This is a genomic window from Pelosinus sp. sgz500959 (assembly GCF_042610375.1).
Lineage (GTDB): Bacteria > Bacillota > Negativicutes > DSM-13327 > DSM-13327 > CTSoil-075.
Genome location: NZ_JBGJZL010000018.1, coordinates 26134 through 42559, shown reverse-complemented (window position 1 = coordinate 42559; position 16426 = coordinate 26134). Strand labels below are relative to the sequence as shown.

Here is a 16426-nt window from a genome sequence, read left to right as displayed (position 1 = left end):
AATCAATAAGTAAAAAAAAGAAGTTCGCCAGTTGGCGAACTTCTTTTTAATGGATTGCACGTTTCTTAATACGACCACCCATGACTTCATGTACTTCACTGATGGTCACGAAAGCGTTTTCATCGATCTCATCGATGATATTCTTTAATTTCGAAACTTCTAGTCGTGTAACAACTAGATATAAAACGGCACGATCTTCGCCACTATAGCCACCCTTGCCATTCAAGAAAGTAACTCCCCGACCGAGGCGAGCCATTACTTTTTCGGCAATAAGCTCTGATTTCTCAGAGATAACCATAGCAGCTTTGGTTTCCTCTAAACCTTCAATGGTAATATCAATCATCTTAAATGCGATAAAATAAGCAATTAGAGAATACATGGCTTTATCCCAACCAAAAACAAGACCAGCACTAGTCAAAATGAAAAGATTAAAGAACATGACAATTTCCCCAACAGAAAATCCCGTCCTCTTATCTAAGATAATAGCGACTATTTCTGTTCCATCTAACGATCCACCATAACGTATAATTAAGCCGACTCCGATACCTAATATAATACCGCCAAATACAGCGGCAAGCAAAAGATCTTCGGTTAATTGTGGTAGTGGATGTAGGATGCTAACCCAGACAGATAAGGAGCAGAGGGAAAATAAGGTAGATATCACGAAAGTCTTTCCGATATGGTTATAACCTAAGATTAGAAATGGAATGTTTAAAACAACGATAAACATGCCTAACGGATAGTTGCTAAGATAACTGACCATAATAGAAATACCAACGATTCCTCCATCAATGATGTTGTTAGGAATCAAGAAAAATTCGAGACCAATTGCTGCGAGAGTTGATCCAATAAATAAGAATAAGAATTTGAAAAAATAATTTAAAGATGTGTTTTTTTTCGTCATAAGACCTCCCTAAAATTATAATGGTACTATAAATATAACATAATCTAGAGAAAAACACAAAAAGAAGTGTAACACATTTAATGAAAATAGGTCAAAAGTCCGTGAATACTTTACAATTGTTGTAATAAAGAAAAAAATATCTATGTGTGACAGGTGTTGTCTCATTATGTCTCGAATAATATTAGAGTATAGTACTAATAAGAAAGGACGGAGAAAATGATGAATAAAAAATATGATATTGGACTTATTGGACTTGCAGTGATGGGGGAAAATCTAGTCCTTAATATGGCCAGTAAAGGTTTTAAAGTGGTCGTATACAACCGTACAGTGAATAAAGTAAATGAGTTTTTAGAAAAAAATAAGGACTATGATACCATTGGCGGTGCCTATTCTATCGCTGAATTGGTTGGGATGCTCAGTAAACCACGTAAAGTGATGCTAATGGTTAAGGCTGGTAAGCCCGTTGATGATATGATTAATGAACTCCTTCCTCACCTTGAAGAAAATGATATTATTATTGATGGTGGCAATTCATTTTTTGAAGATACAAGACGACGGACGACTTATCTTCAGGAAAAAGGAATTCAGTTTGTTGGCGCTGGTGTATCGGGTGGCGAAGAAGGAGCATTAAAAGGTCCTAGTATGATGCCAGGAGGCAGCCCTAGTGCTTATGAAGAATTAGCACCGATTTTTACGCGAATTGCAGCTCAGGTAGAGGGTCAGCCTTGTTGTTCCTACGTTGGTCCTGATGGGGCAGGTCACTATGTAAAAATGGTTCATAATGGAATTGAATACGGTGATATGCAACTTATTAGTGAAGCATACTACATTATGAAAAATGTTCTTCAGTTATCAACCGAGGAGTTACATAAAGTTTTTTCAGAGTGGAATCAAGGCGAATTGGATTCCTACTTAATTGAAATTACGCGGGATATTTTTACACGCAAAGATGAAATTACGGGTCAACCATTGCTCGAAGTTATTTTAGACAAAGCTGGGCAGAAAGGTACTGGTAAATGGACCTCTCAAAGTGCATTGGATCTAGGTGTTCCCACGCCGACCATTACAGAAGCTGTATTTGCCCGTTGTATGTCGGCTTATAAAGACGAACGTTTGGCTGCAGCAAAGACATTAATAGGCCCTCAGAAACAATATAAAGGTGATAAGAAACAACTCATTAGCGCTATTCACGATGCTCTTTATGCTTCAAAAATATGTGCTTATGCTCAAGGGTTTGCTTTGCTTAAAGCCGCAAGTGCAGAGTATGGCTGGAATCTTAATTTTGGTGAGACTGCTTTATTGTGGCGAGGTGGTTGTATTATCCGTGCTCGCTTTCTTGATCGGATCAAAGAATCCTATGCTGATAATGGCCAGCTTGTGAACCTAATGATGAGTCCCTTCTTTGCAGAGATATTAGCAAAGGCTCAAGATAATTGGCGCTTGGTCGTTATCACGTGCAAAGAGCTTGGTATTCCAACACCGGCTATTAGTGCATCGTTAGATTATTATGATAGCTATCGAAGTGCAGTGTTACCGGCGAATTTACTTCAAGCACAACGCGATTACTTTGGGGCTCATACGTATGAACGTACTGACCGTTCAGGAATCTTTCATACAAATTGGAATGACTAATTTCTTATAATAAAACTCCTGTAAAGTGCAGACACTTTGCAGGAGTTTCACTATTGTAAGAGTAAATAGAGTAGTTCAGACAAATTTTTCAAGGGGAATTTAAACATGGAATTTCTGAACAAATATAGAAGAAAATATGGTAAATCTTTTTGCTTATCAGTATTTTTTGTCATGTGTGAAACCATGTGTGATCTGATGCTACCTACGATTATGGCACGAATTATCGATATCGGTGTTGCCGCCAAGGAAATGGATTATATTTTGTCCATGGGGGGCGAGATGTTATTGATTACAGTACTTGGATTTGCAGCGGCAACTGCTCGAAATCTAATATCAAGCCGTGTTTCTCAAGCCTTTGGGACGGAATTGCGATCCGATTTGTATAAGAAAATTCAACATCTTTCCTTCGAAAATATTGATCAGTTTGATCGAGCTTCATTAGTGACTCGACTCACCAATGATGTGACTCAAGTGCAAAACTTTGTAAATGGACTAATGAGAATTTTTATCAAAGCCCCTCTGCTTTGTATCGGAAGTCTGATTATGGCCATTCGTCTCAATTACAATTTATCATTAGTACTCGCAGTCGTTGTTCCTGTTGTTGGTATTTTAATTATCGTAAATATGAAATTGGGGTATCCGCTTTTTAATAAAGTCCAGCAGGCTCTTGATCAGGTTAATAGCGTTATGAGGGAATATTTATCTGGTGTACGAGTTGTGAAGGCTTTTAACCGCTTTGAATATGAAGTAGAAAAATTTAATGATGCCAATAGCAGGCTGCAATCTAGGTCAGTGGAAGCCATGCGATTGATGGCGGCATTTGGCCCAGGAATCATGATGAGTGTGAACTTTGGCATCGTTGCGGTACTCTGGTTTGGAGGAATTAGAGTCAATAATGGCGATATGCAAGCAGGACAGATCATTGCATTTATTAACTATATGACACAAATGTTATTCTCATTAATGCTGATTTCCATGGTTTTTACGTTGTTCGTACGGGCCAAAGCTTCGGCGATGCGTATTCAGGAAGTGTTTCTTCAAGAAAATAGCATGAAATGGGAAGAAAACGCCATAGAAGGTAGCACTCAAAAAGGACAAGTTGTTTTCAAAAATGTATACTTCTCTTATGAAGGGAAAACTGAATCATCTGTGATTAAGAATATAAATCTGACTTGTATGCCTGGAGAAATCATTGGAATTATTGGTTCAACGGGTTCAGGAAAGAGTAGTTTGGTCAATCTGATTCCTCGTTTTTATGATATTACTTCAGGTTCCCTCAAACTAGATGGTGAAGAGATTGGGAAGAGCAATCCACATAGAATAAGAGAAAAAATAGCCGTCGTTGCGCAAAAAACAGTATTATTTACTGGTACGATTATTGAGAATATCCGGTGGGGAAAAGAAGATGCTACGATCGAAGAGATTGAAAATGCGGCAAAAATTGCACAGGCACATGATTTTATTATTGAGTTTCCTGAAGGTTATCAAACAAGAGTCGGTCAGGGGGGAGTTAATTTTTCTGGAGGGCAAAAACAACGGGTATCGATTGCAAGAGCCTTGGTGAGAAAACCTGAAATTCTGATTCTTGATGACTCTACGAGTGCTATTGATGTTGTGACGGAAGGTAAGATCAAAGAATCCTTAAAAAAATATATGGATCATTTGACTTGTTTCATGATTGCGCAACGGATCACTTCGGTCATGGATGCAGATAAAATAGTCGTCCTTGATCAGGGGGAAATCGTCGGTAGCGGTAAACATCATGAACTGCTGCAGTGTTGTGAAATTTATCAGGAAATTTTTACATCTCAAATGGGTAAGGTGATGAAAAATCATGTCTCAAGAACATGAACAATCCAAAGATAAAGAAAAGTATTCAAGTTCGACTCTGCATGGTTTTGGGGGGGCGCGGCGAAATTTTGGTGGACGTCGTGGAAGTGAGGTCCTTTTAAAACCAAAAAAATTTACAGTGACGATCAAGCGACTCTGGTCTTATTTTGGTAAGGAAAGAAAAATGTTAATTATTATTTTTTTCTTTATTTTTATCGATGCTTTGTTAACACTATCATTGCCTTACTTAATGGGCGTGGCCATTGATGCCATCGGAATTGTCAGTGGAGACGTCAACTTCCAACTATTGAAGATGACGGTTATGGTACTGATCGCAGCCTATATTACAGACGGTATTCTTACTTTTTTCCAAGGATGGATGATGGCAGGTCTGTCCCAGCGCATTGTTATGAACTTAAGATCCACTCTATTTGAAAAACTTCAGAAACTCCCCATTGCTTTTTTTGATGTTCATCCTCATGGGGAAGTAATGAGTCGTTTATCGAATGATGTGGATAATGTAAGTAGTACCATATCTCAGTCAATCACTCAATTTATGTCAGGAACAATTGCGATCGTCGGTTCATTAATCATGATGATTGTGCTCAGTCCCTCCCTTACAGTGGCTACGGTCATGATTGTACCTCTAGTTTTTTTACTTGCTCGCGTGATTAGCAAAAAAACTCGTGATTTATTTAAAGAACAGCAAGTACAGCTTGGTAAGCTAAATAGTCATATTGAAGAAAGTATCTCAGGGATACAAGTCGTAAAGGCCTTTAATCATGAGGATAAGGTAATCGGAGAATTTGATGTAATCAATGGAAATTTATATGATGTTGGATTAAAAGCACAAATTTGGTCGGGCTTTTTAATGCCATTGATGAATGTGATTAATAATATTGGTTTTGCTTTTATTGCAATCATTGGTGGTGTTCTTGCAATGAAAAATATGATTACGATTGGCGTTATTGCCAGTTTCCTGAGTTATTCAAGACAATTTGTACGCCCACTCAATGAATTGGCTAATTTATTTAATGTATTGCAATCAGGAGTAGCTGGTGCTGAACGAGTATTTGAAATTTTTGATGAACAAGAAGAACCCTTAGATTTAGCAAATGCAGTTGATTTAGAGGATTCGAAAGGACACATTGTATTTGAAAATGTTAGTTTTGGCTATCGATCTGATGTGCCGATCTTGAAGAATGTCAGTTTTGAATCAAAAGGAGGGAGTAGTACAGCGTTTGTCGGTCCTACAGGGGCTGGGAAAACTACCATTGTGAATCTCCTTACGAGGTTTTATGATGTCACAAGTGGTAGGATATTACTTGATGGCAGGGATATTAGAAATTATACACGAGATAGCTTGCGACAGTGTTTTGGCATTGTATTACAGGATGCATATTTGTTCTCGGGTACGATTAAAGAAAATATTAAATATGGTCAGCCAGACGCTACGGATGAAGAAATGAAATTAGCTGCAGCAATGGCCAATGCTGATGGATTTATTCAGCGTCTTCCTAAACAATATGACACTCTATTATCAGAGAATGGTAGTAACTTAAGCCAAGGGCAACGGCAACTGCTTGCGATTGCAAGAGTCATGCTTGCTAAGCCAACTTTGCTGATTCTCGACGAAGCCACAAGTAGCATTGATACTCGAACTGAGCTGCATATACAAGATGCCCTATTAAATCTTATGCAAGGGCGCACTAGTTTTATCATTGCTCATCGTTTGAATACCATTCGCGGTGCAGATCGAATCATGGTCATTGATCAAGGTGAAATTATCGAAGAAGGCAATCATGATCAGTTGCTCAATCAGAAAGGGCGATATTATCGTATGTTTTTGAACTGATCGATTTGTTTCGCCTATCGCAAATAATTAAATTTACTTATCAATCAGACCATGTTACAATTTTAGTCGAAATTAGTCGAAACACATGGATAGCAGATAGGAGGGAGGATCATTTTGTTTACATTACTTGACTTAGTGCAACCAGATACGATTGATGAAGCATATCAAATACTCATGGCTAAGAGAAATAATGCGATTCTCGGAGGCTGTGCTTTTCTTCGATTGGGTTCTAGCCGGATTGGTACTGGCATCGAACTGTCGAAATTAAACTTAAACTATATCACAGAGCAGACTGATTATATTGAAATCGGTGCGATGACAACATTCCGAGATCTTGAAACCAATTTGATTTTGCAGGAATATTTTAATGGTGTACTTCCAAAAGCTGTTGGTAATATTATTGGTGTTCAATTTCGTAATGTGGTTACAGTGGGAGCATCGGTTTATGCAAAATATGGATTTTCTGATTTGATTACAGCGTTATTAGCCTTGGATACTGAGGTTGAATTATATAAAGGCGGCAGAATGCCGCTAGTAGAGTTTTTAGGTAGAGCTTATGAAAAAGATTTTCTGACCAAGATTTTTATAAAAAAAGATCAACGAAAAGTCGCCTATCAAAATTTCCGTAGTTCGGCAAGTGATTTTCCTATCCTCAATGTTGCTGTTTCAAAGGCGGATCATCAATGGATTATCGCAGTTGGAGCTATGCCGTCGCGGGCTAAAATTGCTTATCAAGCTTCAGCTGAATTAAGCAAGGGAAATCTTAAGTGTGATGATATTGCTGCAATTGCAGCTGATGAATTAGTATTTGGAACGAATGCAAAGGCAACAGGAGAGTACCGAAAAGCTATTTCTAAAGTACTGATCACGAGAGCCATTCAGGAGGTGTTACAATGGAAATAGAATTTACTCTAAATAATAAAGTAGTCAAAATGAAGGCTGAGAATGATGAATTTTTAGCAGATACCTTACGGAATTATGGAACCTTGAGTATTCGAAAAGGTTGCAATACATCTTGCTGCGGTCTATGCACCGTATGGCTAGATGGTAAACCAACCTTATCTTGTAACATTCTTTCCATAAGAGCGAATGGCAGACAGATTACAACGATTGAAGGCGTGAGTCAGCAAGCTGAGGAGTTTGCCCAAATTTTAGTTGCAGAGGGTGCTGAACAGTGTGGCTTTTGCAGTCCTGGTTTTATTATGACTGTCATTGCGATGAAGAATGAACTAACCAATCCGACAGAAGAACAAATCATTCATTATTTGACAGGAAATTTATGCAGATGTACAGGTTATATGGGGCAACTCAGGGCAGTGAAAACTTACTTGGGGGTGGAGTAGCATGAATTTTGTTGGTAAAGGCATTGGCAAAATTGATGGGATGGCGATTGCGACTGGTAAGCCTGTATATACAGATGACCTAGTCATGCCAAATACCTTAGTGGTAAAAATACTTCGTAGCCCTTATGCATTTGCAAAAATTACGACAATCGACGTGAGCAAGGCGGAAAAAGTTCCTGGCGTTGAATGTGTTCTTACGTATAAAGATGTACCTAATGTACGCTTTTCAGTTGCAGGGCAATCCTATCCTGAGCCCTCTCCTTATGATCGGTTGATTTTAGATCCAATTCTTCGCTATGTGGGAGATGAAGTGGCAATTATTGCTGCTGTTGATGAAAAAACTGCCTTAAAAGCCATGAAACTGATTAAGGTGGACTATGAAGTTTTTACGCCTGTACTCGATTTTGAGAAAGCTGAGGGGCATGAATCTGTCATTCATCCTGAGACTGATTTACATTGTAATTTTGATATCGGTATGCAGCAGGAGAAAAATGTTGTATCGGACCAGACTGTAGAAATTGGCGATATTGAAGCTGAATTAAAAGCGTGTGCTGTTGTGGCTGAGGATACGTATTATATTCAGGCTCAGGCTCATTGCATGATGGAAACTTACCGCTCTTTTAATTATCTTGATCATATGGGACGATTGGTTGTAGTAAGTTCTACGCAAATTCCCTTCCATGTAAGAAGAAAACTTGCCTTAGCCTTACAAATACCTGCCAGCAAGATTCGGGTTATTAAACCGAGAATTGGTGGTGGTTTTGGTGGTAAGCAGACAGTTGTTGTAGAAATTTTTACAGCAATCGTAACGTTAAAGACTGGTAAGCCAGCAAAAATCATCTATGATCGCAGTGAAACCTTCTCCTGTACTAATAGCCGTCATGCCATGCGCCTGACTGTTAGAGTCGGTGCAGATGCGGATGGATACATTCGAGCTGTTGATATACAAGGTTTGTCCGATACAGGAGCCTATGGTGAACATGCTTCGACTGTATTTATGGTGGTCGGACAAAAAACGTTGCCATTATATAATAAAACAAAAGCTGTTCGATTTATGGGAAAAGTAGTGTATACTAATAAAATGCCTGGTGCGGCTTTTCGAGGTTATGGGGCGACTCAAGGAACCTTTGCTCTTGAAGCAACAATCAATAAATTAGCAGCGCAGCTTAATATGGATCCTACAGAGCTGCGATTGCAGAATTTAATCAAAGAAGGCGAAACCAGTTTAGCATATCATGGTAAAATTCTTGGTAGTTCATCGTTGCATCGTTGCATTGAGCAAGGTAAAAAAATGATTGGCTGGGATGAAAAATATCCTCAATCTAGAATCAATGGCAATAAGGTCAAATCTGTGGGTATGGCGGTCACCATGCAAGGGTCAGGGATTGCAGGCATTGATACTGCATCCGCTGAGATTCGCTTAAATGATGATGGGAATTATACATTGCTACTTGGTTCTACAGACATGGGAACAGGTAGTGATACCATATTGGCTCAAATGGCTGCTGAAATTTTAGAAACGACAGTGGACAATATCATTGTTAATGCTGCGGATACGGATGTTTCTCCTTATGATCCAGGTTCTTATGCGTCGAGTACTACCTATGTAACAGGAATGGCTGTGGTAAAAGCCGCTGAAGAATTGAAACAGAAAATTATTGATAGTGGAGCAAAAATTCTCAAAGTTTCAGCAGATACGATTGAATTTGATGGAAAATTGCTTACCACAATGACTGGTGAAAAAGAGCTTAGCTTAGAAAAATTAGCTGAAATCATGGTACTTGGGATGGGGAATTTACAGTTAGTTGGTCAAGGTACTTATGGCAGTCCTGTATCACCACCACCTTTTATTGCGGGTTTTGCAGAAGTTGAAGTCGATACTGAGACTGGAAAAGTAGAGCTATTGGATTATGTAGCTGTCGTCGATTGTGGAACGGTGATCAATCCAAAGCTGGCGACCATTCAGGTTGAAGGTGGCATTGTACAAGGCATTGGTTTGGCCCTTTATGAAGAGGTTCGATATGGTGAGCAAGGGCGTTTGCAAACAGATAGTTTTATGCAGTATAAGATTCCTTGTCGTAAAGATATTGGAAAGATACGAGTGGCTTTTGAAGAAAGTTTTGAACCAACAGGTCCTTTTGGTGCGAAATCATTAGGTGAGGTTGTTGTGAATACTCCTGCACCAGCCATTGCTCATGCTGTTTACAATGCGGTAGGGGTCCGAATCAATCAATTGCCGATTACTCCTGAAAAAATATTCATGGCAGTACAAAATAATAAATAATAACTGATATACAAAAAGTAAAGAATTCATGCTCTATATTGTTAGTCTGTCAGGAATGGCTATTAGGTCATAGACCATTCCTGGCGATTATCTTTATACAATTTAATTCAACTTATATGAGGAGGAAAAAGATGAAAGACCAAAATTCAATTCATCCTGTTGATGAAATGTTACCTTTCGGAAAATTATTTACTTATGGCTTACAGCATGTGCTAGCCATGTATGCAGGTGCTGTGGCTGTTCCTTTGATTCTTGCCAATGCCCTAGGGTTATCTCAAGAACAATTGATTTACCTAATTAATGCAGATTTGTTAACTTGTGGGATTGCTACAATTATCCAGACCATTGGTTTTTGGAACATGGGGATTCGGATTCCTATTATTCAAGGTGTTACCTTTGCGGCTGTGACGCCGATGATCATTATTGGTAAGTCACACGGTTTGCAAGGTATTTATGGTTCAATTATTGTGGCGGGGATTGTCACGTATTTAGTTGCTCCTTATTTTAGCCGTTTATTACGATTTTTCCCTCCTGTTGTGACTGGTAGTATCATTAGTTTAATTGGTGTAACCCTCATGCCTGTAGCTGTGAGATGGGCAGCTGGTGGAAATCCTGCAGCGAAAGATTTTGCGGCAGCACCTTATATTGGTTTGGCGTTAGTGACTTTAATGCTTGTGCTATTTTTCTATCGTTATTTCAAGGGTTTCTTAAGTAATATTGCAGTTTTATTAGGACTCATTACAGGTACTCTCATTGCTATTCCTTTAGGTTTGGTTAAGTTTTCTCAAGTGGCAAGTGCGAGCTGGTTTGGTATCACCACTCCTTTCTACTTTGGTATGCCTACTTTTGATCTTGCATCCATAGCCGCCATGGTTATTGTGATGTTGGTTGTTATGACGGAAACAACAGGTGATTGTATTGCTGTTGCTGAAATTGTCGAGAAAGAAATTGATGCTGAAGATTTAAGCCGTTGCTTACGAGCTGATGGATTTTCTACAATGTTAGGTGGTATTTTGAATAGTTTCCCTTATACTGCATTTGCTCAAAATGTCGGTTTAGTGGGTTTAACTAAAGTAAAGAGCCGTTTTGTTGTAGCGGCTGCTGGAGTCATTCTAGTGGCTCTTGGTTTATTCCCTAAATTTGCAGCGGTCATTTCATCTCTTCCTGTTCCAGTGCTTGGTGGTGCAGGGATTGCTATGTTTGGTATGGTAGCGGCGAGTGGTATTAAAACCCTTTCCAAAGTACAATTTGAGGGCACACATAATATTATGGTTGTTGCTGTGAGCCTCGGTATTGGGATGATTACTTTAGCTGTTCCAGAGTTTTATAAAAATTTCCCTAGCTGGGCACAAGTTATTCTTCACAGCGGTATTACTGCTGGGAGTATAACAGCGATTGTTTTGAATGTAATTCTAAATGGTGCTGGTCAAGAAAAGAATTCATAAAGAGAGACTTGGTCATTGGATAAATCATCAATCATAGGATTTGGCGTAAGCCAAGTCCTTTTTTTATTACTTTTATTCACAGTTAACCTAAGAGAGAATATCGGTTGACAACATTATGAGGGTGATTTATACTTTTTCTTAGTGATCATAGATTAAAATATTGTATTTCGGAGGATTATCATGTATAAGAAAGATCAATTAACTGGTTTTATTTATTCAGCACTTTTTGCAGCTTTGATTGCGGTGCTTGGGTTAGTGTCCATCCCCATACCAATAAGCCCCGTTCCTATTACAGGTCAATCCTTAGCCATTATGTTGGCAGGAGGCATATTAACGGTGCGTCAGGCTGGCTATAGTGTGCTGACCTTTTTGTTACTCGGTGCCGTTGGTGTACCTGTTTTTGCAGGTATGACTGGAGGTATTGGTATAATTGTTGGCCCACGAGGTGGATATTTGATTGGTTATTTAGTTGGCGCTATGGCCATTGCATTCTTAAAAGGGAAACAAAATAAAGTTTGGCGTCTTGCTCTAGCGAATGTCATAGGTGGAATCATCATTGTTTATCTTTTTGGGGTATTATGGCTCAGTTATGTGACAGGCATGGGACTCGAAAAGGCCATCACAGTCGGTGCACTTCCTTATATACCAGGTGATTTATTTAAAGCTTTTGTCGCTACAATTGTTGCAGTGGCTATCAATAAACGATTGCCTCATAATCGAGTACGTCCATGAACGAGGTATATTTAATTGGCGGCAGGCGAACACCAATTGGAAAAACAGGTGGTTTTCTAAAAGATTTATTGCCAGAACAATTAGCGTCTATTGTTCTCAATGACGTTATCGCTCACTATAAACTATCACCTAGTGACATAGAGCAAATTGTACTGGGGAATGCAGTGGGGCCGGGGGGGAATATTGCCCGGGTTTCTGCACTTGAAGCGGGATGGCCTTACAGCACTCCCGCACTCACTGTTGATTCTCAGTGTGGTTCGGGGTTAAGTGCTATTCAGGTAGCCACGAACCAAATCATGGCAGGCCAGGCTGATCTTGTCATAGCCGGAGGAGTCGAAAGCACGAGTATGGCTCCAAGGCGGCAATTTAATTCGACAGATCCACGTTTCCAAGGGGACGATGTATATTATGAAAGAGCACCCTTTTCTACCCCTGCTATTGGTGATCCAGAAATTGGTGAAGCAGCAGAAAATCTTGCTAAACTGATGAATATTTCGAGAAACGAAATGGATATATTAGCGCTTGAGAGTCATAAGAGAGCATTTTTAATTCAAGAAAAAGGTTTGCTAAAAGAAATTATGACTCCCATCGCGGTGTCTGGAAAAATCATTGATTCTGATGAATGTATACGAAAAGGCATGAGCCTTAAACTTTTAGAAAGAATGAAACCTGTTTTTAGAGATGATGGAGATATTACGGCAGGTAATACTTGTCTAAAACATGATGGCGCAGCTGTTATTCTCCTTGCATCAAAGCAAGCAGTTAAAAAATATAATTTAAAGCCCCAGGCGTTGATCAGAGGAACAGTCAGCTGCGGTTGTGACCCCAATCTCTTTCCTTTGAGTCCTGTTCCAGCCATTCAAAAGCTAGTGCTGAAACAGGGGTTAGACCTAAACGAAATTGATGCTCTTGAAATCAATGAGGCTTTTGCTGTTAAAATACTAGCATGTTGTCAGCAATTGAATTTTAGCTTAGAGAAGACCAATATGCTAGGGGGTGCACTTGCTTATGGCCATCCTTATGGAGCTTCTGGAGCCATTATTTTATTGCATTTACTAAAAGCCTTAGAACAGATAGAAGGGCGATTTGGGATTGCTTCCATCGGTGCTGTGGGCGGTATGGGAATTGCAACCCTTATTGAAAGGTGCTAAAAAACGTGCTGATTCATCAAATATTTGATCACATTCAGGATTTTGATACTAATAAGAAATGTTTGATTTACGGAAAGATACAGCTCACTTATGGTGAATTTATACAGAATGTTGATGAGTTAGCTTATCAGCTAGGTACACACATAAAAAAAGGTGATAAGATACTTGTCAAACTTGTAAATCCTGTATCACAATTACTCTATTTCTTTGGTATTCTAAAAGTCGGTGGTGCATGTGTTTTCATCGATTCGTCAACTTCAGAGGAAGTATGTATAGAATTGATGGAAAGGCACAACATTAATTTATATATTGATGAAAATTTTCAACTTTCAACAGAGGTAGTATCGGAATTTCCTAAAATAAATCAGGAAGATCTTTTTCTAGGTGCTTTAAGCTCAGGAAGTACGGGCACACCTAAGTTGATATGGCGAGATCATCAGAGTTGGAGTAGGGGGTTTCCTATTCAAAGTAAGACCTTTACTATTTCTGGTTTAGATACTCTTTATTTGGTTAGTTCGCTTGTTTATACGGCAAATTTGAATGCATGTCTACACGTTTTTTCTGAGGGTGGTACGGTTGTGATGGCAAGTCATAGTCTGCCGCGTACTTGGCTGAAAGACATGATGAATCATGATATTAGTGCTATTTTTATGGTTCCGGCTAATTATCGAATCTTACTAAAAGTTATGAAAAGTTCTCTTCCTCAGGTCACATCAATCGTTACCGCAGGAGCAAAAATTGACCAAGAAACAGTACAAAAGCTAGTGGAAAAATTTCCTCAGGCAAAGATCTATGAATATTATGGCGCAAGTGAACTTGGGCATGTAAGTTATTCAACAGCGGAAGATCTTTTGCTCAATCCTGAATCTGTCGGCAAAGCCTTTCCTGGTGTCATACTTACGATTGAGGATGATTGTATATGGGCTCAAAGTCCATATCTTGCTCCAGACTATAGACCCAAGGCGACAGTCGGAGATTTAGGTCGAATTGATGCAGACGGTTATTTATATTTGCTGGGCCGCAAGCAGGGGCTGATCAATGCGGGAGGGATCAAAGTGATTCCTGAACAAGTTGAAAAAGTCTTACTTCAATGTCCTGGTATTGCAGATGTTGTTGTTGGCGGTATTGATGATTCGATCAGAGGTCAAAAAGTATGTGCATGGATTGTGAAAAAGAGTAAGACATTGATGAGTGGAGATATTATAGAGTTTTGTCGAAGAAAAATGCGCCCTCATTATTGCCCGAGTAAGATTATTTTTATTGATGAAATACCATTAAATAAAAGTGGTAAAATTGATAGGATGGGGCTGAAACGACAATTACAATGAAGAATGTATAAGTTGCAATAAAAAATTGAAGTGCCACGTATAATCCTTAATTCAATGCATATACATTGTCAGGAGGCGAATTTTTGTCTGAGATTGAGCAGTTACTTCCTCAGCGTTACCCTTTTTTATTTGTTGATGAAATTCTATCTGCAGATAGAAATGAAACAGTAGGAATAAAAACTTATAATACATCTTTTTTATTTTACCAAGAGAATTTTTCAGGAGAGAAAATCGTTCCAGGCGTTATTCTTATCGAATCAATGGTACAATGCGGTGGGGCAGGCGTAACTCAAATTGGTATTTTTCAAAAAGCGTCCTGGGGATTAGCTTCATTGGAAAATGTTCATTTTTTTGGTTATGTTAAATCGAAGGCAACTGTTAAAATGGTCGTAAAAAACCTTAAAGTTTCCGATAAAGTACTAAAACAAACGGGAGTTGCTTTTTATAAAGGACAGAAAATTTTAGAAGCAACTTGGCTATGCTTAAGACTTACATGATCAACTTCATAAAAAAATAGTATGTTATAGAATCAATATAGTAATCTTTTTTCGGTTTGAAGTAAGAAGGACTCAAGCTTTTGCCGACGCCTGAAGACTTGGCGCAATCCAAGTCTTTTCTTTTTTATAAATTATTATTTAAAAAAAGAATAATAATTTATAAAAAAAAGAAATTACAGGAAGGAATTGTATTGATTGAGTCGAATAAGACTTTAATGACTGGTTAGTCACAATAGTTAGGAGGTAAATGAATTGGTTCATATGAGATCAAAAAAAAGTTGGCAATATGTCGCTTTACTCACTTTTTTAATTGGGATGGTTGCGGTGAGTGGGTGCAGTAGTCAAGTCGCAAAACCAGCTCCCCAGGCTGTAGAGGTAAAAGTTATGCAGGTTATGCAGAAAGATACGCCGATTACATACGAATTTGTCGGAGCGGTAGAAGCGAAAAATGAAGTTCAAATTCGGGCAAAAGTATCAGGTAATATTGTGGCTAAGATGGTAACAGGAGGGGCTACTGTTTCAGAAGGTCAGCCGCTGTTCCGTATTGACAGTCGCCAATATAACTCTGCATTACTGACAAATCAAGCAACAGCAGCACAATCAGAAGCTTTACTTGCGAATGCACGCAAAGAGGTTGGCAGATACAATCAACTTGCATCACAAGGTGCTGTTTCCCAGCAAACTTTAGATAATGCAGTAGCTGTTGAACAACAAAACGCCGCTGCTGCTCAGGCAAATTGGGCTAAAGTACAGCAAGCGCAAGAAGATATTCAAGACACAGTTATTCTTTCCCCCCTTAATGGTAAAATTGATATTAATGACTTAAGTGTAGGTAGCTTTGTGTCAGCTGGATCGACAATTATGGCTACGATTTCTTCCATTGATCCAGTCATGGTAAAGTTTAGTATGAGTGAAAATGAATATTTACAGTTTGCTAAAACTCAACCAGGTGCCTCTCCAACTGAGTGGGGACAAAACTTGAAACTTATTCTCAGTGATGGTTCTACCTATCCAATCACTGGACAAATCGAACAGGTAGATAAAGGGTTAACAACTGGCACAGGGACATTAAGTTTTAAGGCCTCTTTTGCTAATCCTAACAAGCTGCTTGTACCTGGTATGTTTGCTCGTGTTGCAGTTCAAAGTGAGGTCCGTCCAGGAGCCTTATTAATTCCACAACGAGCTGTTCAGCAAATGCTGGATAAAACTCTCGTTACGGTTGTCGTCGAAGGTGAGAAGACCGAAACGCGGGCCGTTAAAATGGGTACAAAAGTTGGTAATATGTGGGTTGTAAATGAAGGCGTGACAGCAAATGATCGTATTGTCGTAGAAGGCTTTATGAAGACTCCGCCGGGAACACCTGTAACGGTAATAATGATCGGCCCGGATGATTTACAAACTCCGGCGAAGCAATAGGAGGTAATC

General features: G+C 39.0%; 13 protein-coding genes. 12 read left to right on the top strand and 1 reads right to left on the bottom strand.

The annotated features are described in order from the left end of the window. Positions 1–46 precede the first annotated feature (46 nt). Positions 47–904, bottom strand: a complete 858-nt coding sequence (locus tag ACAN52_RS19855) for a YitT family protein (RefSeq protein ID WP_378956767.1) — start codon at positions 902–904, stop codon at positions 47–49. A 219-nt stretch (positions 905–1123) separates the two neighbouring features. Here ACAN52_RS19855 and gnd point away from each other — a divergent pair, with 219 nt between their 5' ends. From gnd to ACAN52_RS19795, 12 genes are all read left to right on the top strand, one after another. Next, positions 1124–2536 carry a decarboxylating NADP(+)-dependent phosphogluconate dehydrogenase gene (gene gnd / locus ACAN52_RS19850; RefSeq protein ID WP_378956793.1) on the top strand — a complete coding sequence of 471 codons (1413 nt, stop codon included), beginning with the start codon at positions 1124–1126 and terminating at the stop codon, positions 2534–2536. 105 nt (positions 2537–2641) lie between these two features. Further along, a complete protein-coding gene (locus ACAN52_RS19845; RefSeq protein ID WP_378956765.1) occupies positions 2642–4387 on the top strand; it encodes an ABC transporter ATP-binding protein in 1746 nt (581 codons plus the stop codon). Continuing rightward, positions 4371–6221 carry an ABC transporter ATP-binding protein gene (locus ACAN52_RS19840; RefSeq protein WP_378956764.1) on the top strand — a complete coding sequence of 617 codons (1851 nt, stop codon included), beginning with the start codon at positions 4371–4373 and terminating at the stop codon, positions 6219–6221. The genes ACAN52_RS19845 and ACAN52_RS19840 overlap by 17 nt, the downstream gene beginning before the upstream one ends. Before the next feature lie 114 nt (positions 6222–6335). Then, positions 6336–7124: an FAD binding domain-containing protein gene (locus ACAN52_RS19835; RefSeq protein ID WP_378956762.1), complete on the top strand. Its 789-nt coding sequence runs from the start codon at positions 6336–6338 to the stop codon at positions 7122–7124. After that, a complete protein-coding gene (locus tag ACAN52_RS19830) occupies positions 7115–7564 on the top strand; it encodes a (2Fe-2S)-binding protein (protein WP_378956760.1) in 450 nt (149 codons plus the stop codon). Before ACAN52_RS19835 ends, ACAN52_RS19830 begins: the two co-directional genes overlap by 10 nt. Before the next feature lies 1 nt (position 7565). Then, entirely contained in the window at positions 7566–9848 is a 2283-nt protein-coding gene (locus ACAN52_RS19825) for a xanthine dehydrogenase family protein molybdopterin-binding subunit (RefSeq protein ID WP_378956758.1), read from the top strand. A gap of 131 nt (positions 9849–9979) precedes the next feature. Continuing rightward, positions 9980–11293, top strand: a complete 1314-nt coding sequence (locus ACAN52_RS19820) for a nucleobase:cation symporter-2 family protein (RefSeq protein WP_378956756.1) — start codon at positions 9980–9982, stop codon at positions 11291–11293. Between the two features lie 180 nt (positions 11294–11473). Further along, a complete protein-coding gene (locus ACAN52_RS19815; RefSeq protein ID WP_378956755.1) occupies positions 11474–12025 on the top strand; it encodes a biotin transporter BioY in 552 nt (183 codons plus the stop codon). After that, positions 12022–13176, top strand: a complete 1155-nt coding sequence (locus tag ACAN52_RS19810) for a thiolase family protein (protein ID WP_378956754.1) — start codon at positions 12022–12024, stop codon at positions 13174–13176. The genes ACAN52_RS19815 and ACAN52_RS19810 overlap by 4 nt, the downstream gene beginning before the upstream one ends. 5 nt (positions 13177–13181) lie before the next feature. Beyond that, positions 13182–14504, top strand: a complete 1323-nt coding sequence (locus ACAN52_RS19805) for a class I adenylate-forming enzyme family protein (protein ID WP_378956753.1) — start codon at positions 13182–13184, stop codon at positions 14502–14504. An 83-nt stretch (positions 14505–14587) separates the two neighbouring features. Continuing rightward, the gene (locus tag ACAN52_RS19800) at positions 14588–15001 is read left to right on the top strand and encodes a 3-hydroxyacyl-ACP dehydratase FabZ family protein (RefSeq protein WP_378956750.1); all 414 of its coding nucleotides are present in this window, start codon (positions 14588–14590) and stop codon (positions 14999–15001) included. A gap of 261 nt (positions 15002–15262) precedes the next feature. Next, entirely contained in the window at positions 15263–16417 is a 1155-nt protein-coding gene (locus ACAN52_RS19795) for an efflux RND transporter periplasmic adaptor subunit (RefSeq protein ID WP_378956792.1), read from the top strand. The last annotated feature ends 9 nt before the right edge of the window (positions 16418–16426 follow it).